At 66.4% G+C, this 18,528-nt stretch carries 25 protein-coding genes; 5 read left to right on the top strand and 20 right to left on the bottom strand.

What is annotated here, in order from left to right; genetic code table 11:
- Positions 1–82: 82 nt before the first annotated feature.
- The 3 genes from nifD to SB764_RS34870 form a co-directional block, all read right to left on the bottom strand.
- Positions 83–1,546, bottom strand: coding sequence for a nitrogenase molybdenum-iron protein alpha chain (gene nifD / locus SB764_RS34880; protein WP_410866147.1), 1,464 nt, complete (start codon positions 1,544–1,546; stop codon positions 83–85).
- 105 nt (positions 1,547–1,651) lie between these two features.
- Entirely contained in the window at positions 1,652–2,533 is an 882-nt protein-coding gene (nifH, locus tag SB764_RS34875; protein WP_028226428.1) for a nitrogenase iron protein, read from the bottom strand.
- A gap of 169 nt (positions 2,534–2,702) precedes the next feature.
- On the bottom strand, positions 2,703–2,933 hold the full coding sequence (locus SB764_RS34870) for a hypothetical protein (RefSeq protein WP_410866146.1): 231 nt from the start codon (positions 2,931–2,933) through the stop codon (positions 2,703–2,705).
- Between SB764_RS34870 and SB764_RS34865 the strand changes: the two genes are divergently transcribed.
- The 5 genes from SB764_RS34865 (at position 2,932) to SB764_RS34845 (ending at position 5,522) form a co-directional block, all read left to right on the top strand.
- Positions 2,932–3,351, top strand: a complete 420-nt coding sequence (locus SB764_RS34865; RefSeq protein ID WP_410866145.1) for a group II truncated hemoglobin — start codon at positions 2,932–2,934, stop codon at positions 3,349–3,351. The genes SB764_RS34870 and SB764_RS34865 overlap by 2 nt on opposite strands.
- A gap of 82 nt (positions 3,352–3,433) precedes the next feature.
- Complete coding sequence (locus tag SB764_RS34860; protein WP_074987567.1) at positions 3,434–4,042, top strand: hypothetical protein; 609 nt, start codon at positions 3,434–3,436, stop codon at positions 4,040–4,042.
- Between the two features lie 90 nt (positions 4,043–4,132).
- Positions 4,133–4,756 carry an ankyrin repeat domain-containing protein gene (locus SB764_RS34855; RefSeq protein ID WP_410866144.1) on the top strand — a complete coding sequence of 208 codons (624 nt, stop codon included), beginning with the start codon at positions 4,133–4,135 and terminating at the stop codon, positions 4,754–4,756.
- A gap of 74 nt (positions 4,757–4,830) precedes the next feature.
- Positions 4,831–5,265, top strand: coding sequence for an ArsC/Spx/MgsR family protein (locus SB764_RS34850; protein ID WP_074987569.1), 435 nt, complete (start codon positions 4,831–4,833; stop codon positions 5,263–5,265).
- Between the two features lie 14 nt (positions 5,266–5,279).
- On the top strand, positions 5,280–5,522 hold the full coding sequence (locus tag SB764_RS34845; protein ID WP_074987570.1) for an FmdB family zinc ribbon protein: 243 nt from the start codon (positions 5,280–5,282) through the stop codon (positions 5,520–5,522).
- A 29-nt stretch (positions 5,523–5,551) separates the two neighbouring features.
- Here SB764_RS34845 and SB764_RS34840 read toward each other — a convergent pair whose 3' ends face one another.
- From SB764_RS34840 to nifA, 17 genes are all read right to left on the bottom strand, one after another.
- On the bottom strand, positions 5,552–5,926 hold the full coding sequence (locus tag SB764_RS34840) for a hypothetical protein (RefSeq protein ID WP_074987571.1): 375 nt from the start codon (positions 5,924–5,926) through the stop codon (positions 5,552–5,554).
- Positions 5,923–7,554, bottom strand: a complete 1,632-nt coding sequence (locus tag SB764_RS34835) for a flavin monoamine oxidase family protein (RefSeq protein ID WP_410866143.1) — start codon at positions 7,552–7,554, stop codon at positions 5,923–5,925. Before SB764_RS34835 ends, SB764_RS34840 begins: the two co-directional genes overlap by 4 nt.
- Positions 7,555–7,567: 13 nt before the next feature.
- Entirely contained in the window at positions 7,568–7,864 is a 297-nt protein-coding gene (locus SB764_RS34830) for a 2Fe-2S iron-sulfur cluster-binding protein (RefSeq protein WP_074987573.1), read from the bottom strand.
- 44 nt (positions 7,865–7,908) lie between these two features.
- Complete coding sequence (locus SB764_RS34825; protein WP_074987574.1) at positions 7,909–8,760, bottom strand: SIR2 family NAD-dependent protein deacylase; 852 nt, start codon at positions 8,758–8,760, stop codon at positions 7,909–7,911.
- Positions 8,761–8,772: 12 nt separating this feature from the next.
- On the bottom strand, positions 8,773–9,936 hold the full coding sequence (locus SB764_RS34820) for a DegT/DnrJ/EryC1/StrS family aminotransferase (RefSeq protein WP_074987575.1): 1,164 nt from the start codon (positions 9,934–9,936) through the stop codon (positions 8,773–8,775).
- On the bottom strand, positions 9,923–10,204 hold the full coding sequence (locus SB764_RS34815; protein WP_028226437.1) for a hypothetical protein: 282 nt from the start codon (positions 10,202–10,204) through the stop codon (positions 9,923–9,925). Before SB764_RS34815 ends, SB764_RS34820 begins: the two co-directional genes overlap by 14 nt.
- A 1-nt stretch (position 10,205) precedes the next feature.
- Entirely contained in the window at positions 10,206–10,424 is a 219-nt protein-coding gene (gene nifT, locus SB764_RS34810) for a putative nitrogen fixation protein NifT (protein ID WP_074987576.1), read from the bottom strand.
- A gap of 30 nt (positions 10,425–10,454) precedes the next feature.
- The gene (locus tag SB764_RS34805; protein ID WP_110329257.1) at positions 10,455–11,606 is read right to left on the bottom strand and encodes a cysteine desulfurase family protein; all 1,152 of its coding nucleotides are present in this window, start codon (positions 11,604–11,606) and stop codon (positions 10,455–10,457) included.
- 22 nt (positions 11,607–11,628) lie between these two features.
- Complete coding sequence (locus SB764_RS34800; protein ID WP_410866142.1) at positions 11,629–12,033, bottom strand: hypothetical protein; 405 nt, start codon at positions 12,031–12,033, stop codon at positions 11,629–11,631.
- The gene (locus tag SB764_RS34795) at positions 12,030–12,308 is read right to left on the bottom strand and encodes a nitrogen fixation protein NifZ (protein ID WP_074987578.1); all 279 of its coding nucleotides are present in this window, start codon (positions 12,306–12,308) and stop codon (positions 12,030–12,032) included. The genes SB764_RS34800 and SB764_RS34795 overlap by 4 nt, the downstream gene beginning before the upstream one ends.
- Positions 12,305–12,667, bottom strand: coding sequence for a nitrogen fixation protein NifZ (locus tag SB764_RS34790; protein WP_110329256.1), 363 nt, complete (start codon positions 12,665–12,667; stop codon positions 12,305–12,307). The genes SB764_RS34795 and SB764_RS34790 overlap by 4 nt, the downstream gene beginning before the upstream one ends.
- Positions 12,660–13,496, bottom strand: a complete 837-nt coding sequence (locus SB764_RS34785) for a 4Fe4S-binding leucine-rich repeat protein (protein ID WP_110329255.1) — start codon at positions 13,494–13,496, stop codon at positions 12,660–12,662. Before SB764_RS34785 ends, SB764_RS34790 begins: the two co-directional genes overlap by 8 nt.
- Complete coding sequence (locus SB764_RS34780) at positions 13,493–14,071, bottom strand: hypothetical protein (protein ID WP_410866141.1); 579 nt, start codon at positions 14,069–14,071, stop codon at positions 13,493–13,495. The genes SB764_RS34785 and SB764_RS34780 overlap by 4 nt, the downstream gene beginning before the upstream one ends.
- Positions 14,072–14,088: 17 nt before the next feature.
- Positions 14,089–14,493 carry a HesB/IscA family protein gene (locus tag SB764_RS34775; protein WP_410866140.1) on the bottom strand — a complete coding sequence of 135 codons (405 nt, stop codon included), beginning with the start codon at positions 14,491–14,493 and terminating at the stop codon, positions 14,089–14,091.
- Positions 14,494–14,563: 70 nt separating this feature from the next.
- Positions 14,564–14,758, bottom strand: coding sequence for a 4Fe-4S binding protein (locus SB764_RS34770; protein WP_074987583.1), 195 nt, complete (start codon positions 14,756–14,758; stop codon positions 14,564–14,566).
- Positions 14,759–14,806: 48 nt separating this feature from the next.
- Positions 14,807–16,396, bottom strand: coding sequence for a nitrogenase cofactor biosynthesis protein NifB (nifB, locus tag SB764_RS34765; RefSeq protein WP_410866139.1), 1,590 nt, complete (start codon positions 16,394–16,396; stop codon positions 14,807–14,809).
- Positions 16,397–16,687: 291 nt separating this feature from the next.
- Complete coding sequence (nifA, locus tag SB764_RS34760) at positions 16,688–18,385, bottom strand: nif-specific transcriptional activator NifA (RefSeq protein ID WP_410866138.1); 1,698 nt, start codon at positions 18,383–18,385, stop codon at positions 16,688–16,690.
- Between the last annotated feature and the right edge of the window lie 143 nt (positions 18,386–18,528).

The following is an 18,528-nucleotide window of genomic DNA, read 5'->3' as shown; positions in this document are numbered from 1 at the left end:
TGGCTCCTGAATCGGTAATCTGAACGGCCCGCGGCCAGCGCTCACGCGCGCGCCGCGGACTTGCTGCGTGGGGTCGGCCTCGTCAGGCGGCGCGCTTCCAGGGCGCTTTCGTGAGGCTCCAGACAGGGCTCGAAATCGCCATATCCATGTCGCGCGCGAAAATGGCGAAGCCGTCGTAGCCGTGATAAGGGCCGGAATAGTCCCAGCTGTGCATCTGGCGGAACGGCACGCCCATTTTCTGGAACACGTACTTTTCCTTGATGCCCGAGCCGACGAGGTCCGGCTGCACCTGCTCGGCGAACTTCTCGAATTCGTAGCCGGTCACGTCGTCGTAGATCAGCGTGCCGTCCTTCACGTAATGCGTCGTGCGCTGGTAGTCGTCGTTGTGACCGAACTCGTAGCCGGTGCCGACCACGTCCATGCCGAGATCGTCGTACGCGCCGATCACGTGGCGAGGACGCAAGCCGCCGACGAACAGCATCACCTTCTTGCCCGCGAGACGCGGCTTGTACTTCGCGATCACCGCGTCCATCAGCGGGCGGTACTTCGCGATGACCCGTTCGGCATTGGCCTTGATCGTGTCGTCGAAGTGGCTCGCGATTTCCCGCAGGCTCTTCTCGATCATCGTGGGGCCGAAGAAGTTGTATTCGACCCACGGAATCCCGTACTTTTCTTCCATGTGCCGGCTGATGTAGTTCATCGACCGGTAGCAATGCAGCACGTTCAGCTTCGCCTTCGGCGTGTTCTCCAGCTCGGCGATCGAACCGTCGCCGGACCATTGCGCGATCACGCGCAGGCCGATTTCCTCGAGCAGGATGCGGCTCGACCACGCGTCGCCGCCAATGTTGTAGTCGCCGATGATCGCGACGTCGTACGGCGTCGAGGCAAGCTCAGGGCGCTTGGTTGATTCCGTCTTGTCGAACACCCAGTCGCGGATCGCGTCGTTCGCGAGGTGGTGGCCGAGCGACTGGCTCACGCCGCGAAAGCCCTCGCAGCGCACGGGCACAATCGTATGCCCTTCGTATTGCTGACTCTTCTTCTTCGACACGGCCTCGATGTCGTCGCCGATCAGGCCGATCGGACACTCGCTCTGGATCGAGATGCCCTTGTTCAGCGGAAAGAGCGACTGAATCTCGTCGATGATCTTGTCGAGCTTCTTGTCGCCGCCGAACACGATGTCCTTTTCCTGGAAGTCCGACGTGAACTGCATCGTGACGAAGGTGTCGATGCCCGTGGTGCCGATGTAGTAATTGCGTCGTGCAGCCCACGAATACTGGCCGCAGCCGACCGGGCCGTGACTGATGTGAATCATGTCCTTGATCGGCCCCCAGACGACGCCCTTCGAGCCGGCATACGCGCAGCCGCGGATCGTCATCACGCCGGGCAGCGACTTGATGTTGGACTTCACGCCACAGTCGGGCTTGCCGTCCTCGAAGGTGCCCAAATGCTTGGCGCGCCGCTTGGCCATTTTCTCGGGATAGGCCTTCAGCACTTCATCGATCAGGGCCTTGTTCGCGGCCTTGCGCTCTTCAACCGTGGCGGTCATGGAATGCTCCATACGTGAGGATTGTGCATCGCTGGGCCAGCCCGCGCGCATCGCCGGATACAGGCGATGCCCACGATACGCGCGGGCGTGCGGCTCAGCGCGGGTTCAGGCAGACAGTTCGGCAGCCGTCTTGCCGACCTGCGATTCGTCGATGGATTTCATGATGCCGTGCTCCATCAGCAGGTCTTCGAGCTGATCCATCGTGATCGGCGTGGGGATCGTGCCGTTGCCCGCGTTGTTGTGCACTTTTTTCGCGAGCTGGCGATACTCGTTCGCCTGGTTCGATTCGGGCGCGAACTCGATCACCGTCATGCGGCGCAGCTCCGCGTGCTGCACGATGTTGTCGCGCGGCACGAAGTGGATCAGCCGCGAACCGAGCATGCCGGCCAGCGCTTCGGCAAGCTCCAGTTCCTTGTCGGTCTGCCGCTCGTTGCAGACGAGGCCGCCGAGGCGCACGCCGCCGCTGTTCGCGTACTTGAGAATGCCCTTCGAGATGTTGTTGGCCGCGTACATCGCCATCATCTCGCCCGACATCACGATGTAGATTTCCTGCGCCTTATTTTCGCGAATCGGCATCGCGAAGCCGCCACACACCACGTCGCCGAGCACGTCGTACGAGACGTAGTCGACGCCTTCGTACGCACCGTTTTCTTCGAGGAAGTTGATGGACGTGATGACGCCGCGGCCCGCGCAGCCGACGCCCGGCTCAGGTCCGCCCGATTCGACGCAGCGGATGTCCTTGTAGCCGATCTTCATCACGTCATCGAGTTCGAGGTCCTCGACCGAGCCGGCTTCCGCCGCGAGCGAGAGGATCGTGTCCTGCGCCTTGGCGTGCAGGATCAGGCGCGTCGAGTCGGCCTTCGGGTCGCAGCCGACGATCAGGATCTTCTGCCCGAGCTCGGTGAGGGCGGCCAGCGTGTTCTGCGACGTCGTGGACTTGCCGATGCCGCCTTTACCGTAAAAGGCAATTTGCCGAAGTTGAGACATTAACGTTCTCCAGTTCAGGAAAAGGGTTGAAACCAGGGTTGCGAATCAAGGTTGCGAATCAGTTGCGAATCAGGGCTGCAATGCCGCGACCATGTCCTGAGCCTGCCGTGTCTGTATGGGTCTTCTTCTGTCGACTCACGCATCGGCCGGAGTGTCCGCGCGGACCGATCTAGTGCAGCTTCCGTGCCATGTCGGCGCGAAACTTCGGAATCCCCGGTAAAAGCTGGCCTGCGGCGCTTTCCGCCAGGTCGCGGCGGCGGCCGCACGCGGTGTCGACTTCCCGACAAACCGTGCGCGTTTCGTCGCAAACAACACCGACGCAACCTCCGTGCGCACGCGCATGACCGCCGTATCCGAGCGTTTTGCCGCTGGTACGGTTGTTGCATTGAAATGCCGCCATGAACCCGCCCACCATTCCTGTTGTCGACGTGCGCCCCGCCACGACGCATTTCGAGTCCATCGGCGCAGAGCCCGCCGTCACGCGCATCGTCGATGCGTTCTACCGGCAGATGGACACGCGGCCCGCGGCGCGCGAGATCCGCGCCATGCACGGCCCCGACCTTGCGCCGGTCAAGGCCGTGCTCGTGCGATACCTGTGCGAATGGCTCGGCGGCCCGAAGCACTATTCGGCCGAACGGGGCCATCCGCGGCTACGCATGCGCCATGCGGCGTTCGCGATCGGCGCCGCCGAGCGCGACGCGTGGTTCGCCTGTATGCACGCTGCGCTCGACGAGACCGGCATCGACCCGGCCATGCGCGACACGCTGATGCAGGCATTCTTCAGGACTGCGGACTGGATGCGCAACAACGGCAGATGAGCTGCCATGCTGTTCCGACGAAGTACCCACCGGCGTCCTGCGAAGCCGCCGTTTCCGATCTCAAGAATCCAAGGAATCCGTCATGACCGACACGCTTATCCGCAAGGAACTCGAGGACACCGCCCTCGCCCGCCTCGAACACGAAGGCCGTCTGCTCAACCCGGTCTTCAAGGGACTCACGAACACGTTCGGCCGGGTTGGCTTTCGTGGCGAGCTCGCGCTGCGCTTCGCGCCGAAGCTCGCCGACGAGGCGCGCCCGCCCGAGCTTTCCTGCGAGCAGGTAATGGCCGTCGCGCTCGCGGGCGAACGGCATCTGCCGTTCTTCGCGGGCTGGCTATTGAGTTTCGAATCGCTGAAGGACGTGGCGGAAGTACTCGGCGACACCCTGTCGGCAGGCGGCAAATACTTCCTGTTCTGCGACAACATCGATCTCACCAGGCGTTATCAGGTGCCGTACAGGGGCGCGATGTTCTATGTGCTGCCGATCCTCGAATCGACGGTCTACAACGAACTGCTCGAACTGCTCTACCTGGAGAAAAACGATCTGAAAAAGAAGGACACGGCTGGCAAGCTCGACGCAGTGGCCGACACGGCCATGAAGTTCGACGTGACCTTCGACACGATCACCTACGCGGAAGGGCTCGAACTGATGGGACCGGTACGCAACACCAACGAAAACCGGCCTGTTTGAATGCCGATCGAGCCGCAGGCCGGGGCGCTGTCGTCGTCGCCACGCCTTCGGCCGCCCCACGATACATCTTCTCCGAGCTGGAGCGCGATCATGTCCCTGCATGCCGAGAACGTCCCCGTCACGTGTGTCACGCGCTTCACGCGCGAAAGCGCAAGCTGCCGGGCTTCGCCGCCCGCCGATGCGAACCCGCGACAGAGCGCAAGCGCCGCGCTTGCGGCCTGGCTATCGGGTCACGACTTCCCCGACGTCCACTCGCGCGGCATCGACGGCGTCACGCCATTGATGCTGGCAGCGCTGCATGGCGAGGACTCGCTGGTTGACGCGCTGCTCGACGCGGGCGCGCGCTTCGGCGCGCTCGACGACGAAGGCAACCACGCGCTCTGGTACGCGTGCCTTGCCGGCGCGCCCGCGCCGATCCTGCGGCTGATCGAGGCCGGTATCGAAATCGATCACGCTAACGACCACGACATCACATGCCTGATGCAGGCCGCCGCCAGCGGGCGGGTCGAGGTCATGCATCTGCTGTTGTCGCTTGGCGCGAGCGAAGGCTTGTATGCACCGGACGGGCGCGACGCGCTCGACATGGCCGCCGATCGCGGCTTCGAATTGCTGCGAACGGCACGCCGGCTCGGCGACGCGAAACCTGGCGCGCAAGGCATCGAAGCCGGGCGTGCCGCGATCGCCGCCGACGCCTTCACCGACAAGGCCGCGTGACGCACAGGCGGACCACGCCCGGATGCGTTCGACCGCGGCACCCACACCAGGACTTGACGCGAGGAGTTCACGCCATGACACACATTACGTTTTACGAAAAACCCGGATGCGGCGGCAACGCAAAACAGAGAGCGCTGCTCGCCGCCGCGGGCCATACGCTGGAGGTGCGCAATCTGCTGCGCTGGCGCTGGACGCCGAGAACGCTGTTCGCGTTTCTCGAACCGCTGCCGGTGCACGAGTGGTTCAACCGCGCCGCGCCGGACATCAAGTCAGGGCGTATCGTTCCCGAATCGCTGGACGCCGGGAGCGCGCTCGCCCTGCTGCTCGCCCAACCGCTGCTGATTCGCCGGCCGCTGATGGAAGCGGGCGACACCCGCATGGTGGGCTTCGATACGGCGCGCGTTCACGCGTGGGTCGGACTCGGACTGCCCGAAGGCCTCAGCCACCCACCGCGATCGTTCGAAGGCTGCGCCGCCGCGATGGGTGACTGTGCCACCGCCCCTCATTGAACAGGAATCCCGCGATGCCGCTTTACGACTATCAATGCCGAAATTGCCGCCTGCACTTCGAAGCGCTGGTGCGCACCGGGACGCCGCCGCGCTGCCCCCATTGCGGCGGTTCACTGCTCGACAAGCAGGTCAGTGCGCCTGCGCCGCCGGGCCGCAGCAAGGCGATCATCGCTTCGGCGCGCCGCCAGGCCGCGCGCGAGGGGCATCTGAGCCACTACTCGGTGGCCGAGCGAAAGAAGCTGCTGGGCCAAAGCTGAATGACCGCCGTGCGCAAACCGCGCGGCGGTCAAATCGTCATCTGGAACAGCGTGCCCTGGCGCTGGCGATGCAAGCGCAGCCACAGCAGGGTGGCCGGTGCCAGCGATTCGCACGCGAACCACAGCGCGTCGTCCAGCTCCAGGCCCGGCGGCAGCGCGAGCTGCACCTGCATCAGTTGCCAGCCTTCCCAGTCGATCTCGGGCATCGCGCCGCGAATCCGCGCGCTCACGCCGGCTGCGCCGCCCGCCAGCCGGACAAGCTGCCGGTGGACCTCCGTGCGGGTCAGCCGCGAGCGCAACAGATCGTCGCGCGCGAGCCCTTCGACGAGCGTCATGACAACGACGACCGACTGCTCGACGATCGACAGGCGCGCGCCGTCCTCGATCGTGCGCGCGCCGCTCATGCCGCCGCTCCCGCAGCACGATCTCGTTCCGCCGCATCGACGAGACGTTCGTTGAGCTCCAGCGCAAACTCGCGCCACGCATCCGCAAGGGCGAGCACGACGGCTCTTTGCAGCTCGGCGTCCGGATGATGATCGTCCGGGAAATTCGACAACGCGCACGAAGTTGCATTGAACGCTAGCGCGCTCTCCAGCAGCTTGCTGCTCCAGCCCTGAAACGGTTCGAGCAACACCGGCGTGAAGCGGTGCCGGCCGATCTGCGCCGCGTCGGCGTCGCGTGTGCCGAGCGTCGGCATCAAGCGGTCGAGCACAGCCAGCGCCTCGCTGTAGACCTGGCTCACCGTCGCGAGCAGCGCGTGCTGCGTGAACGGACCTGGGTACGGGCCCGATAGCAGGCGGACGACGTGCCGCCGGTAGTAGGCTGGCGCGGCTTCGCGCGACTCGGACACGGCGTTCGCAAAGCACGCGATCGCCTCGGCCACCGTCGCTGGCGCGCGCAGCGTCCCGCCCGGAAAGTCCGCTGAACCATCGGGTGGCGCCAGCGCACGCGCAATGCGCGCGGCCGCATCGAGTGCGCCCTCCATGCGTCCCGCGCCATGCAGCGCAGTCTCGCTGCCGCCGAAGTAAAGCCGGTCGCCGAACCACGCGCCACGCAACGCCGCGTCCGGCTGCGGCCAAGCGGGTGGGCTGTCCCGGTCCGCGCGACTACAGATCCAGACCTCGTCGGCCCAATCGTGCCGATACTGCCGGCCGCTTTCCGCGCCGGGACCGTAGAGCTGCACAAGCTGGCTTTCGATTAGCAACGGCAGTCCGCGCGCGAAGTGCTTGCGCTGCACCGCGTCGAGCGCGACAAAGCCACCGAGCGCGCCTGCCTCCGTCTCGGGATCGCTCGCATCAAAGACCTCGCCGAGCGTGGCCTGGACGTGTCGCACCCATGCGTTGCCCGAGTGGCCAGCGGTACGCCAGAACGACTGCGCATAGGTTGTCAGTGACTTCGCCGCCGACGCCATCCATGTCGGCGTCGCTGCCAGCATGCGCGCCAGCTCGGCGGGCAGCGGCGGATCGAACGCAACGTGCTCCGCGACGAGCCGCGGCGGCAAAGCCAGCACGACCTGACGCGCCCGCAGCGTCGAGGTCAGCTCGCCGTGCGCGAGTTGCAGGTCGAACCACGCGCCGCGATCCCGGACCAGACGCAATGCATGCCCCAGGCGGATCGAGTCCAGGGGAAGTGCCGCGCATAGCTTATCGAGCAGCCTGGCCGTACCGCCGGCAATGCGGCGCGCGCCGGCATGGATACCGCCAGGCTCACTGCGCCGTTCGGGCCCGCGGTTCGGATCGGTCAGCCAGAGTGCGTCGCCGGGATCATGCTGCGGGACGCTCTCGATCCCCAGCTCCGAAATCAGTGCGGCCATGCGGGGCTCGGTGTCGGGCCAAAACCATGTGGGTCCCAGATCCAGACGCTGGCCCGTGACGTCGCAGCGCCGCGTCAGCACGCGCCCGCCGAGCCGGGTGCTCGCTTCGACGAGCACGAACGACCGCCCCCGCGCATGCAGTGCGCGCGCCAGCGCAAGCCCGCACAGCCCAGCGCCGATGATGGCGATATCGAGCGGCGGCGCTTCGGCGGCAGTCATCGCCGATGTCCCGTCAGACAAAGCCGAGCAGCTCGACGGTCACGGGCTCCTCGCCGAGCACAGCCTGGCACGCGAGGCGCGACTTCGACCCGACGCCGACGATCGAGTCGAGCTTCTCGTTCTCCGTCCGTTGAATCTTCGAGAGACTCTTGCGCCCTTCCTGTACGAACAGGTGGCACGCGCCGCATTCGGCCTTGCCGTCGCACTTGTGCGCGATGGGTTCGCCCGCATCGAGCAGGGCTTTCAGCAGCGTGGCGCCGGTCGTCGCGTCATAGGTCTTGCCCGAAGGCAGTACAGTCAGTGTCGTCATGATGTTTCTTGTGGAAAGGAAGGGTCGAAAAAACGGCAACCAAATCAGGCGGCCAGCGCGGGACGCAATGCGCTGACGAGTTCGTCGGCGAACGTCGCAAGCGGGGTCGCGATGCGGGTGATGCGCTGTTCGTTGAGGAAGCGCGCCTCCATGCGGGTGGGCTCGTCCGGCAGCACCGCCCAATGCACGTCCGACGAGCGCTTCATGATCTGGCGCGCGAAGCTGCGCGCGAGCTGGTCGTCGAAGCGGCAGCCGAGAAACAGGAAGCTGCGGCCCGTGCGCCAAGCCTGCACGGCGGGCGGAATCGGCGTCTGAATGTCGATTTCGGTCAGCACCTCGACATAGTCGCTGTCCGACACCAGATAGTTGGACGCCGGCGCGCGCGAGCCGATCGGCTTGTAGAGCAGCGCACCCGACTCCGGCACGTCGGCGAGCGGCGCGCCGAGCGCGTCATAGGCGCCGAACCACCGTCCGAAGTGCTCCGCCTGCGACTGCCCTTGCACCTGCGCCCACTGTCCGCCCGCACGCGCGCCGGCCAGCGCCGCTGCGAAGGTGTCGTCATACCAGCTGTCGACGTACAGCCCCGCGCCGCTCGACGCAAGCGCCCGGTGCAGCGCCGACGGCGTCGGCGTCATGCCAAACGCGTCGTTCATAAGGCTCACCACCGACTTGCGGTGCTTGAAGTTCTCGATGAACTGCGCGGCCTGCGTGAGCCGGTTGCGGATCTTGTGCGGCACGCTGACTTTCGCGGTCATCAACTGCGCGAGCGCGACGGAGGTCGCGGGCACGCTTGCGTCCGGGCACAGCGCGAGCATGCCCGGACCGAGATACGGAATGACAGCGCCATCCCCGATCCGGCTGGCGATGCTGTCGACGGAAACTGAAGCGAGACTCATGAATGCGATCCCTCACAGATAGATGGCGGCGCCCGCGCCGACATTCGTCGCGGTGTCCTTGAGCGTCTTGACGATGTAGCGGACCTGATCCGCGTCGAGCAGCGTGTGCAGCGGCAAGGCGAGCGCGCGGTCGCCGATGCGCTCGGTATCGGGCAACGTGCCGCGCCGGCGTCCGACGGCATCGGCGGCGTTCATGTAGTGGAACTGCTCGTGCAGCGGCTGGCTGTACGCGGCCGTTTCGATGCCGCACGCCTGCATGTCGTCGATCATCTGCGCGCGGGCGCTCTGCGTGAAGCGCTTGCCAAGATGCACGACGTAGAGCATCCAGTGCACTTCCTCGACATCCTCCGCGAGATACGGCGGCTTGATGCCCTCGAAGCTCTGCATCGCTTCGTGATACCAGGCCTCCACCTGCTTGCGCTGCGCGAGCCGCTCGTCGAGTCCCGCGAGCTGCGCCAGCCCTAGCGCGGCGCTCAGCTCGCTCATGCCCGCCTGCATCGGCACGCGGGAGCCGACCGACACGGACCCGCGGTCCGTGATCCGCCGCTGACGCAGATAGCGCAGTTCGTGCGCGAGACGCTCGTCGTCGGTGACGAGCATCCCGCCTTCTCCCGCGCACAACGCCGACGGCGCCGAGAAGTCGAACACCGACACGTCGCCGAAAGACCCGACCGCGCGCCCCATGTAGCGCGAGCCGAGCGCCTCGGTGCTGTCCTCGATCAGCCGCAGGCCATGCGCGTCGGCCAGCGCGCGCAACGGCCCCCAGGCGGCTGGATGCCCGTTGGTGTTGCCCGCGAGGATCGCGCGTGTGCGTGCGCCAATCTTCTGTTCGGCCTTCGCGACGTTCAGGCAGCCGCTCCAGTAGTCGATATCGGCGAACACCGGCGTCGCGCCCGCCAGCGTGATCGCCTGCGCCACCTGATGCCATGTGTGCGAGGCGCAGATCACTTCATCACCCTGACCGATGCCGAGCGCGCGCAAGGCGATCCACGTACCGAGCGTGCCGCTCGCCACCGCGACGGCGTGCGCGCGGCCGCTCCAGCCCGCAAATGCGGCCTCGAACGATTCGAGCATCGGGCCGCTGCTCCAGCGCGGCGATTGCAGAACGGCGTTGACGAGTTCGATTTCGCGCGCGCCGCAGGCCGGTTCGCTCAGGGCGATCTCATCGATCTCCATGCGCGGCTCCGTCTTCGGTGAAGATGACCATGACGGCTTCGCTGGCCTCGCGGGTGACGGACACGCACATCCCGTCCGACATGGCGAAATAGACGCGGCGGCCGCCCACCTCAAGCGCCGGCGTTTCGTCTCGCATCTCGGCCGCGCTGATCCGCACGGCCCGGACCGCCGGAAACCGCTGGCGCAAGCTCGCCGCCGCGTCCAGCAGCGTCGGCGCGGTGCCGAGCACCTCGGCGATCGCCTGGATCTGATCGGTATCGAGCGCCATGTCAGTCCTCGCCGTTCGCCACGCGCCGGGCCTCGACCGTGATGGGCAGCGCGGTGTCGTCCGCCATCGCGGGCAGTTCAAGCTGCCAGCCATTCGCGAGCGTGATGAGCCCGCCCCACATCTCGGGCCGCGCCATCGAGACGATCGGCTCCTCCAGATCCTTCTTCGGCACGTACGCGCTCAATGCGCCCTTGCTGTCCCTGCGGATCATGACTTTCACGACGGTAGCTCCTGGGTTCCTGGGAAAAATTCAGGCCGCGCGGACGGCATCGCTTGCGAGCAGCGGCGCGAGCAAAGGCGGCAACGCCGCCAGCAAATAGTCGATGTCGTGCGCGGTCGTCGACTCGCCGAGCGACAGACGCACGGCCGCCAGCGCTTCATCGCGTGGCACGCCCATCGCGGCGAGCACGTGCGACGGCTCGCTCCCGCCCGACGCGCATGCCGAACCGGACGACGCACACACGCCCATCTGTTCGAGCCGATGCAGCACAACCTCGGCCGGCAATACGCCAAAACGCAAATAGCTGGTGCACGCGAGCCGCGGCGCAGCGGCGGAAAACACCTGAACGCCGGGCAGCGCATCGCACAGTCCGCGTTCGAGCGCGTCGCGCAGCTTCGCGGTGTGGGCGGCCTTCGCAGCGACATCGCCTAGCGCGTCGAGTGCGGCCGCGAAGCCCGCGATGGCGGGCAGATTCTCGGTGCCGCCGCGCCTGCGCCGCTCCTGGCTGCCTTGCGTCTGCGGCTGCAATGCTGTGCCCTGGCGCAGCAGCAATGCCCCGATTCCCTTCGGTCCGCGAACCTTGTGAGCCGACAACGAAACGGCATCGACGCCAAGCCGCGCAAAGTCGAACGGCGCCTTGCCGACCACCTGCGTTGCATCGACGTGCATCCGTGCGCCAGCGTCATGCGCGAGCGCGCGCATTGCCTCGACCGGCATCAGCACGCCGGTCTCGTTGTTCGCCGCCATCAGCGAAACCAGCGCGACGTCGGGGCCGATCAGGCGAGCGGCGCTGTCGAGGTCGAGCGTGCCGTCCGCGTGCACGCCGATGAAGTCGACCGGCACGCCCAGCCCGATCAACGCGCGCGCCAGCGCAAGATGCGCCGCGTGCTCGACCGCGCTCAGCACGATCCGGCGGCGGCCCGGCTCCGTGACCGCTGCATGCAGACCCAGCACGGCCAGATGGTTCGCCTCGGTTGCGCCGCTGGTGAAAATCACCTCCGATGGCTTGCAGCTCAGCACGCGCGCCACCGTCGCGCGCGCCGCCGCGAGCGCGCGCCTCGCCTGCTGCCCCAGCGCATGCTGCGAGGACGCATTGGCCCAGACATCGGTCATGACCGACAGCATGGCCTGCACCACGCCGGGGGCAGTCGGCGTCGTCGCGTTGTGGTCGAGGTAGATCATCGCGGGCTCCATCGCCAGGGTTTTAAGGCCAGAACACGCGCGCGGCATCCACGCGCAGACGGTCCAGTAGCATGGCCAGGTCGTGACTCGCGTACTGCGCCACCCAGCGGCGCGCTGCGTGGTCCCGCGCATGCAGATGCCACTGGCCGTCGTCGTCCCGCGCGAGCCACGCAATGTCGATCACGCCGCCCGCCGGGTCGACGTTGCGCGAGCAGCACGGGCTTTCGATCCGATACCCTTCGGGCTCCCGCGCGACGCGCGCCCGAACGTACCGGTAGCGCACGCGGTTGCGCAACGCGCGCTCGATCTGGTGCTGCGTGAAATCGGCCACGCGTGCGTTGCCCGCATCGGCAACATGCGCGGCGGACGGCGCGTTCCGTGCGCATGGCTCTGCGCACCCTTCGCCCCATGTCGTCGGCGTCGTCATGATTCGACCTCGTCTTCCTCGGCTAGCAGCCCGGCGGGCGCGGGCGCGATCTCGTCTTCCGTGCAGCCGACAACGCGGCGGCCGAATTCGACGAGATACACCGGCTCGCCGCTTTCGACCACCCGCCCCACGTTGACGATCTCGCCCACCGCGCCCGCGCTCACCAGGCACTCGCCTTCGCCTCGGTCTGGATAGCTGCCGTCATTGCACAGATCGTCGAGTGCGATCACACGCATGCCCCACGCGTAGGCGGGCTCAATCGGCTCCATGCTCATCGCGCCGTCCCCTCATCGCTGCCCGTGCCGATCGTGCGCAGCGCGGCGGCACGTTCGCCGAGGCGTTCGAGCACGTCGTCCGGCAGGTGATCGAGCGTGCACAACTCCTTCGCGCGCATGCCGACCCGATGACCGGTTTCGACGAAGTCCACCGCGTAGATGTAGAACTGCTGCAGGAACGTGTTGATGCTCGTGACATAACCGACGTCGCCCTTGCTCACCAGCACCTCGCCAATATCCTTGCCGGTGTAGGTGCCGTCGTTGCGAATCGCCGAGCGGGCGATCACACGCTCGCCGAAGCTGAAACGCGGCGGGAACGCGATCTCGACGGTGTCGTCGTCCCGGTTGATGTCACCCATGGCTCACTCCCGCGCAAGGCCGCATCTCGCCGTCACGGACATCTGCGGGCGCGCTCGCCCCTCTGCGCTGCCTGGCGAGCGCACGCACCTCTTCGTCCGGGTCGGTCAGCAACGGCGTCAACGTGTGGGGCTGGGCGCGCCGCGCGGCTTCCCAGCGCACGCGCCAGTCGGCGTCGTGGAAAAAGCGTGTCGCGAGCGCGAACGGCAGGCGCGTCGCCACGATGCGCCTCACCTCGGCTTCACCATCGTCGGCCATGCGCAGCAGCGCCGGCATCTCGATGCGTTCGGCGACCCGCATTCTTACGACCCAGTCCGGGTCCTGCGCCATCAACGGCAGCAGCGCCGAAGGCAGACGCCGCGCCACCCACTCGCGCACGCCATAGTCGCTGTCCGTGCGCAACTGGGCCAGCGCCGCCGGTTCGAGCCGTTGCGCGACACGAATCCGCACCTCACGGTGAGGGTCGCGAGCCATGCGCGCGAGATGCGCCTGCGGCAGGCGCAGCGCGATTTGCAGGCGGACGGTCTCGTCGGTGTCGTCGATCAGCGCGGGCAGCCTGAACACATCGGCATGGCGCGCCGCAATCGCACGCACCTCAAAATACGGATGATCGAGATGCGCGTTGCCGAGTTCGGGATGCCAGCGGAAGAAGCGGTCGATACGCCTCGCGTACGCATCCTGCATGCACGCGTGGCCCGGCTCGCATCCTGCCTCGTCCGGCATTGCGCGCAAGCCGCGATGGGCGCAGACCGCGCAGTCGACCGGGCCGCCTTGCCAGTGACAAGGCGGAATGTCGCCGGAAGGCGCGCGCACGGCGCGGCGCGCGTTCATGACGGCACCGCCCAGCCGCGCGCCGGATACGCGCGCGGCACGCCTGCTCCGTCACCGTCGACGTCGTCCTCGCGGCGCATCAGTACATGCAGCAGCAACGCGCCGCCGACGTGGTCTTCCGGGTCGAGGCTTCGCAGTTCTGCAAGCTGCGTTTGCGCCGAAGCCAGTTCACCCAGCCGCATGTGCAGATACGCGAGCCCCTTGAGCGTGAACAGATAGAAACGCACGGCGGCGTCGTAGCGCACGGCATCGCGCGACGGCGGCTCGCGCCCGAAATCGGCGCCTAGCACGGATCGCGCAATCGACAGCGCATCCTCGCCCACCGCGCGCGCGTCGGCCAACCGATGACCATAGAAGTGAAACCGGTAGAGTGCGATCAGCGGTGCCGGGTGAGCCGGTGCGACAGCGCGTGCCCGCTCCAGCAGCCCGAGCGCTTCGGCTGGCCGCTCGCGCACGCGGCCCGCTTCGGCGAGCAGTCGCGCCGCCTCGGACGCAAGTCCGCCGCCAAGCGCCGACTGCGCGAAACAGGCGAGCGCGTCGTCCATGGTGTCGGTGTCGGGCGTCAGCGTCTGCATCGTCGCACCTGATGGTTTCACGATGCCTGCGGCGGCAACGGCGGGCGCCCGCGTCCGATCGCCCCCACGTCGATGCGCGCGACGCCCGGCTCGCTCGCGCCCGCGCTGCTGCACGCGCACGGCGCCTGGTTCGGGCTCGCGAAGGTGAGGCCCGACTGGGTCGCCGTCTCGACGAAATCGATCGTCATGCCATCGAGCAGCAGACGGCTCTCCGCCGCGAGGAAAAGGCGCAGGCCGTTAATTTCCAGCACCTGCTCGCCCGCCTGCGGCGCGGCCTCGGCGCTGAACTCAGCGTTGTAGCCCGAGCAGCCGCCGGGACTCACGAGCAAACGAAAGCCTGCGCCGGCAGGCAGGCAGGCAAAGCGCACGATCCGGCGCATGAACTTCTCGGCGGCGGGCATGACGGTAAGGTTGGGCAGCATGATGCAGATCTTCTCCAGTTGGGCAGTCGGGCTAGCGCCGCGCAGTTCGATACGCGGCGCGCACCGTGGCTCAGGCGTGAACGATGCAGCCGTCCACCGGGCATACCGCGATGCACTGCGGGCTATCGAAATGCCCTTCGCACTCCGTACATTTCTTCGGGTCGATCGCGAAGACGCCGCCCTTCTCGTTGATGGCGACGTTCGGGCATTCCGGCTCGCAGGCCGAGCAGCCGGTGCAGGTGGACGCAATGATTTTCAGTGTCATGGGGATACTCCTCGCAATGAATGATCGTGGGGGCGTTCAACGCAGTCTTCAGGCCGCCGCGCCCGTGAACGCGCCCTGCCGGATCGCCGCGTCGCCGCGATCCGCGTGCGTGATCGCACCGTTCGCGACCCGGCTTCGGTAATCGTTGAACCACGCGAGCGCGGCCTTCTCGATGAACTCGCCAACGAACTGGTCCACCGGTTCGATGCCCGCCTGCGCAAGTTCGTCGCGGGGGCACGCGCCGATCTTCGCGACCAGCACCGCATGACAGTCGTTGATCGCACGCACGACGGACGGCAACTGCTCGTCGTCGCCATAGCCGCCCTGGCAGTACAGGTCCACGCGACGATGGCCGACGAACAGCGCCCCGGTTGCGCTCACCTCGAAAATCTGGAACTCGGTGACATGGCCGAAGTGCTCGTTCACGCGTCCGCCGCCCTTCGTCGCGACGGCGACCAGCACCTTCAGATCGTCGGCCACATCGATCGCCTGCGCAGCGGCCAGCGCTTCCTGCTTCGCCGCGTGCTGCGCCTCGCGTTCGGCCTCGACGCGGCTCTGATATTCGCGGCGGCGCTCAAGGTCGTAGACCACTTCCATCTGCTCGATCTTGTCGAGCGTGAATTCCTCGCTGCGATCCTCGCCGAGCAGCCCCACCGCGTCCGCGCGGCACTGGCGGCAATGGCGCATCAGGTTCGCGCCGCCCATGCACGCGTCCTGCACGGTTTTCAGTTCCTGCGCGCTCGGCCCGCGCTGCCCGGTCAGCCCGAAGTGCGTGCCGTGCTCCGCCTCCGAGATGAGCGGCATGATGTTGTGCAGGAACGCGCCGCGCTTTTTCACTTCGCGGTTCACCTCGATCAGGTGGTCGTCGTTGATGCCCGGAATCAGCACCGAATTGATCTTCGTGAGCACGCCGCGCGCGGTCAGCATCTCGAGGCCCTTCATCTGCCGTTCGTGCAGAATCCGCGCGGCTTCGTAGCCCGTTATGCGCCGGTGGTTCCAGAAAATCCACGGATAGATCTTTTCGCCGACGGCCGGATCGACCATGTTGATCGTGATCGTCACGTGGTCGATGTTGTACTGGCAGATTTCGTCGACGAGATCCGGCAGCGCGAGTCCGTTAGTGGACAGGCACAGCTTGATGTCGGGGGCCTGCTCCTGAAGCATGCGGAAGGTGTCGAAGGTCTTCTTCGGATTGGCCAGCGAATCGCCGGGACCGGCGATGCCGAGCACGGTCATCTGCGGAATCTCGCTCGCGACCGCGACCACCTTCTTCACCGCCTGCTCAGGCGTGAGCTTTTGCGACACCACACCGGGGCGCGACTCGTTCGAGCAATCGTACTTGCGGTTGCAGTAGTTGCACTGGATGTTGCAGGCGGGCGCGACCGCCACGTGCATGCGCGCGTAATGGTGATGCGCCTCTTCCGAATAGCAGGGATGGTTCTTGATCTTCTCCCACACCTCAGGGGGCATGTCGTCGGGGCCGCCCGACGAACCACAACTGGCCTTGCCCTCGCCGCCTTGGGAACCACAACCGCCGCTGGCAGCCGGCACGTCGATGGCCGCCCCCAGAGGCTTGATCTGGCCGATGCCGATATAGGCAGCGGCGGGCAACATGTTGGCACTCGCGTTATCTTGCATGGATATCTCCTCGCAACCGGACGTGACTACGTGCGGGAGATAAAAGCCAGATTCGTGCCACTAGCGCAAAGCCCGTCTAGACGGGGGTTGGACGAATCGCGCGTGCGCTTTGTCGCGCGCGCCGACACGCAAACCCAACGAGGCCGTCGGTTTCTGTCGCGGTTGCGACAAAGCCCACATTATTTCGTCATGCTATGGAATTGACACGAAGGCGCGAGCGCGCGCAGCACAGCCGCCGCTCGCCGATGGCGTGCGAATACGTGACGAACGAGAAACAGCGAAAGCGGCGAGCTAGAAGCGCCGAACCTCGATGCCGTATTTATGGAGCGCGTAGCCGATCTGCCGCGGCGTAATCCTGAGCAGACGCGCCGCCTTGGCCTGAACCCAGCCGCAGCGCTCCATCGCCCAGATGAGCCGCTCGCGCTCGCCCTCCGGCTTGCCTTCTTCCGCATCGCCGGAATGGAAGCCATCGGCGACGCTGTCGTCGGCCAGATCGTCCGGCAACGCGAACGGCATGTCAGCATCGCGCGGCGCACCGCCCGGCATGCCCGGAATTTCGCGGATCGGAATATCGGCGAGACGCGCCGGCCGCACGGCGTCATCCCGCTCGATGTGATGCAGCACCCGCGTCAAGCACTGATCTTCCTGACACAGAAAAGCGAGACGATCGATGAGGTCGCCATGCGTCATCGTTGCCGTGCGCTCGACGCAGTTCTCCAGCTCACGCACGTTGCCGGGCCAGTAGCAGCTCGTCAGCACGCGCATCGCGTCCGTGCTGAAATGCAGCGCACGGCTATTGTCGCGGTTGAAGCGATCGAGAAAATACTCCGCCATCGCCGGAATGTCCTCGCGCCGCTCGCGAAGCGGCGGCAACTGGATGCTCACCACATTGATGCGGTAATAGAGGTCGGCGCGGAATTCGCCTTCTTTCACCATGCGTTCGAGATTGCGATTCGTGGCGAGAATCAGCCTCACGTCGACTTTCACCGCCGACGCGCCGCCGACCCGCTCGAACTCGCGCTCCTGTAGCACGCGCAACAGCTTCGCCTGGAACGAAGGCGAGATATCGCCGATCTCGTCGAGAAAGAGCGTGCCGCCGTGCGCGAGTTCGAAGCGGCCCTTGCGCTGGCCTTGAGCGCCTGTGAATGCGCCCTTTTCGTGGCCGAACAGTTCGCTTTCGAGCAGCGACTCCGTCAAGGCCGCGCAGTTGACCGACACGAACGCCTGCTCGTTGCGCGGCGAAAGGCGATGAATCGCGCGCGCGATCACTTCCTTGCCGGTACCGCTTTCTCCGCGCAGCAGCACCGTGGTACGCGCGGGCGCCACCTGATGAACCTGCTCGAAGATGCGCTGCATGGGCTCGGACACGCCCACCACGTGATCGAGCGGCGGCGCCGGGCGAATCGCCTTCTGCATGCGCCGCACTTCTTCCTGCATGCGGCCGTGCGCGGCGCTCACGCTGCGATGAAGCAGCAGCGCCTGCGCCATCAAGGTCGAGACGATCTTCATCAGATCGAGGTCGCCCGCGAACATGCGCGTGCCGCCCGGATTGATGCAGAACACCGCGAGCACGCCGAGCGTATTGCGCTCCACGCGGATCGGCGTCGCGAGCAGCGCGACGCGCGCGTCGCCGAATTCGCCGGGCTCGCCCGCGCTGCCGGTGCGATCGAGAAACACCGGCTCGTCACGCACGTCCGGCACGACCGCGGGCATGCTGCTCTTGAACACCCGCCCGACGATGCCCTCTCCCGGATGAAAGCGGATACGCCGATGCTCGTCGCGCGACAGCCCCGCGCTGCACATCCCGTGCAACTCGCCGTCCGGTTCCGCCACGACGACGAACGCACGCCGCCAGTCGAGCGCATTGAGCAGATACTCCAGCGACGTCCGGAACGTCTGCGCGACATCCAGCGACGACACGAGCGTCTTGCTGACTTCATAGACCGCGTCGAGCTCACGACGGGCCTCGCCTGCACCTGACTTCTGCATGAATCCCTCCGCTCCTGCTGTGGCCCGGTCGAGGCACCACGGCGCAACAGCAGCACGAATCTCGATAAAGCAAGATTCAGCCCACGCCGAACAAGCGCCGGATCGGAATGCGGGCCGAGCCGACAAAGCCGACAAACGCAACA

Origin of the sequence: Paraburkholderia sp. SIMBA_027, from assembly GCF_046535315.1 — a bacterium.
Classification (GTDB): domain Bacteria; phylum Pseudomonadota; class Gammaproteobacteria; order Burkholderiales; family Burkholderiaceae; genus Paraburkholderia; species Paraburkholderia tropica.
The sequence above is the reverse complement of the archived record's forward strand: the minus strand, read 5'-3'. Positions and strand labels throughout refer to the sequence as shown.

Coding starts and splice junctions, on each gene's coding strand:
- nifH (WP_028226428.1), bottom strand. CDS start 2,533: ATGTCTCAACTTCGGCAAATTGCCTTTTACGGTAAAGGCGGCATCGGC.
- SB764_RS34785 (WP_110329255.1), bottom strand. CDS start 13,496: ATGAACGCGCGCCGCGCCGTGCGCGCGCCTTCCGGCGACATTCCGCCT.
- SB764_RS34825 (WP_074987574.1), bottom strand. CDS start 8,760: ATGAGTCTCGCTTCAGTTTCCGTCGACAGCATCGCCAGCCGGATCGGG.
- SB764_RS34850 (WP_074987569.1), top strand. CDS start 4,831: ATGACACACATTACGTTTTACGAAAAACCCGGATGCGGCGGCAACGCA.
- SB764_RS34770 (WP_074987583.1), bottom strand. CDS start 14,758: ATGACACTGAAAATCATTGCGTCCACCTGCACCGGCTGCTCGGCCTGC.
- SB764_RS34780 (WP_410866141.1), bottom strand. CDS start 14,071: ATGCAGACGCTGACGCCCGACACCGACACCATGGACGACGCGCTCGCC.
- nifB (WP_410866139.1), bottom strand. CDS start 16,396: ATGCAAGATAACGCGAGTGCCAACATGTTGCCCGCCGCTGCCTATATC.
- SB764_RS34855 (WP_410866144.1), top strand. CDS start 4,133: ATGTCCCTGCATGCCGAGAACGTCCCCGTCACGTGTGTCACGCGCTTC.
- SB764_RS34835 (WP_410866143.1), bottom strand. CDS start 7,554: ATGACTGCCGCCGAAGCGCCGCCGCTCGATATCGCCATCATCGGCGCT.
- SB764_RS34815 (WP_028226437.1), bottom strand. CDS start 10,204: ATGGCGCTCGATACCGATCAGATCCAGGCGATCGCCGAGGTGCTCGGC.
- SB764_RS34845 (WP_074987570.1), top strand. CDS start 5,280: ATGCCGCTTTACGACTATCAATGCCGAAATTGCCGCCTGCACTTCGAA.
- nifA (WP_410866138.1), bottom strand. CDS start 18,385: ATGCAGAAGTCAGGTGCAGGCGAGGCCCGTCGTGAGCTCGACGCGGTC.
- SB764_RS34840 (WP_074987571.1), bottom strand. CDS start 5,926: ATGAGCGGCGCGCGCACGATCGAGGACGGCGCGCGCCTGTCGATCGTC.
- SB764_RS34775 (WP_410866140.1), bottom strand. CDS start 14,493: ATGCTGCCCAACCTTACCGTCATGCCCGCCGCCGAGAAGTTCATGCGC.
- SB764_RS34830 (WP_074987573.1), bottom strand. CDS start 7,864: ATGACGACACTGACTGTACTGCCTTCGGGCAAGACCTATGACGCGACG.
- SB764_RS34820 (WP_074987575.1), bottom strand. CDS start 9,936: ATGGAGATCGATGAGATCGCCCTGAGCGAACCGGCCTGCGGCGCGCGC.
- SB764_RS34870 (WP_410866146.1), bottom strand. CDS start 2,933: ATGGCGGCATTTCAATGCAACAACCGTACCAGCGGCAAAACGCTCGGA.
- SB764_RS34865 (WP_410866145.1), top strand. CDS start 2,932: ATGAACCCGCCCACCATTCCTGTTGTCGACGTGCGCCCCGCCACGACG.
- SB764_RS34805 (WP_110329257.1), bottom strand. CDS start 11,606: ATGATCTACCTCGACCACAACGCGACGACGCCGACTGCCCCCGGCGTG.
- SB764_RS34800 (WP_410866142.1), bottom strand. CDS start 12,033: ATGACGACGCCGACGACATGGGGCGAAGGGTGCGCAGAGCCATGCGCA.
- SB764_RS34790 (WP_110329256.1), bottom strand. CDS start 12,667: ATGGGTGACATCAACCGGGACGACGACACCGTCGAGATCGCGTTCCCG.
- nifD (WP_410866147.1), bottom strand. CDS start 1,546: ATGACCGCCACGGTTGAAGAGCGCAAGGCCGCGAACAAGGCCCTGATC.
- SB764_RS34860 (WP_074987567.1), top strand. CDS start 3,434: ATGACCGACACGCTTATCCGCAAGGAACTCGAGGACACCGCCCTCGCC.
- SB764_RS34795 (WP_074987578.1), bottom strand. CDS start 12,308: ATGAGCATGGAGCCGATTGAGCCCGCCTACGCGTGGGGCATGCGTGTG.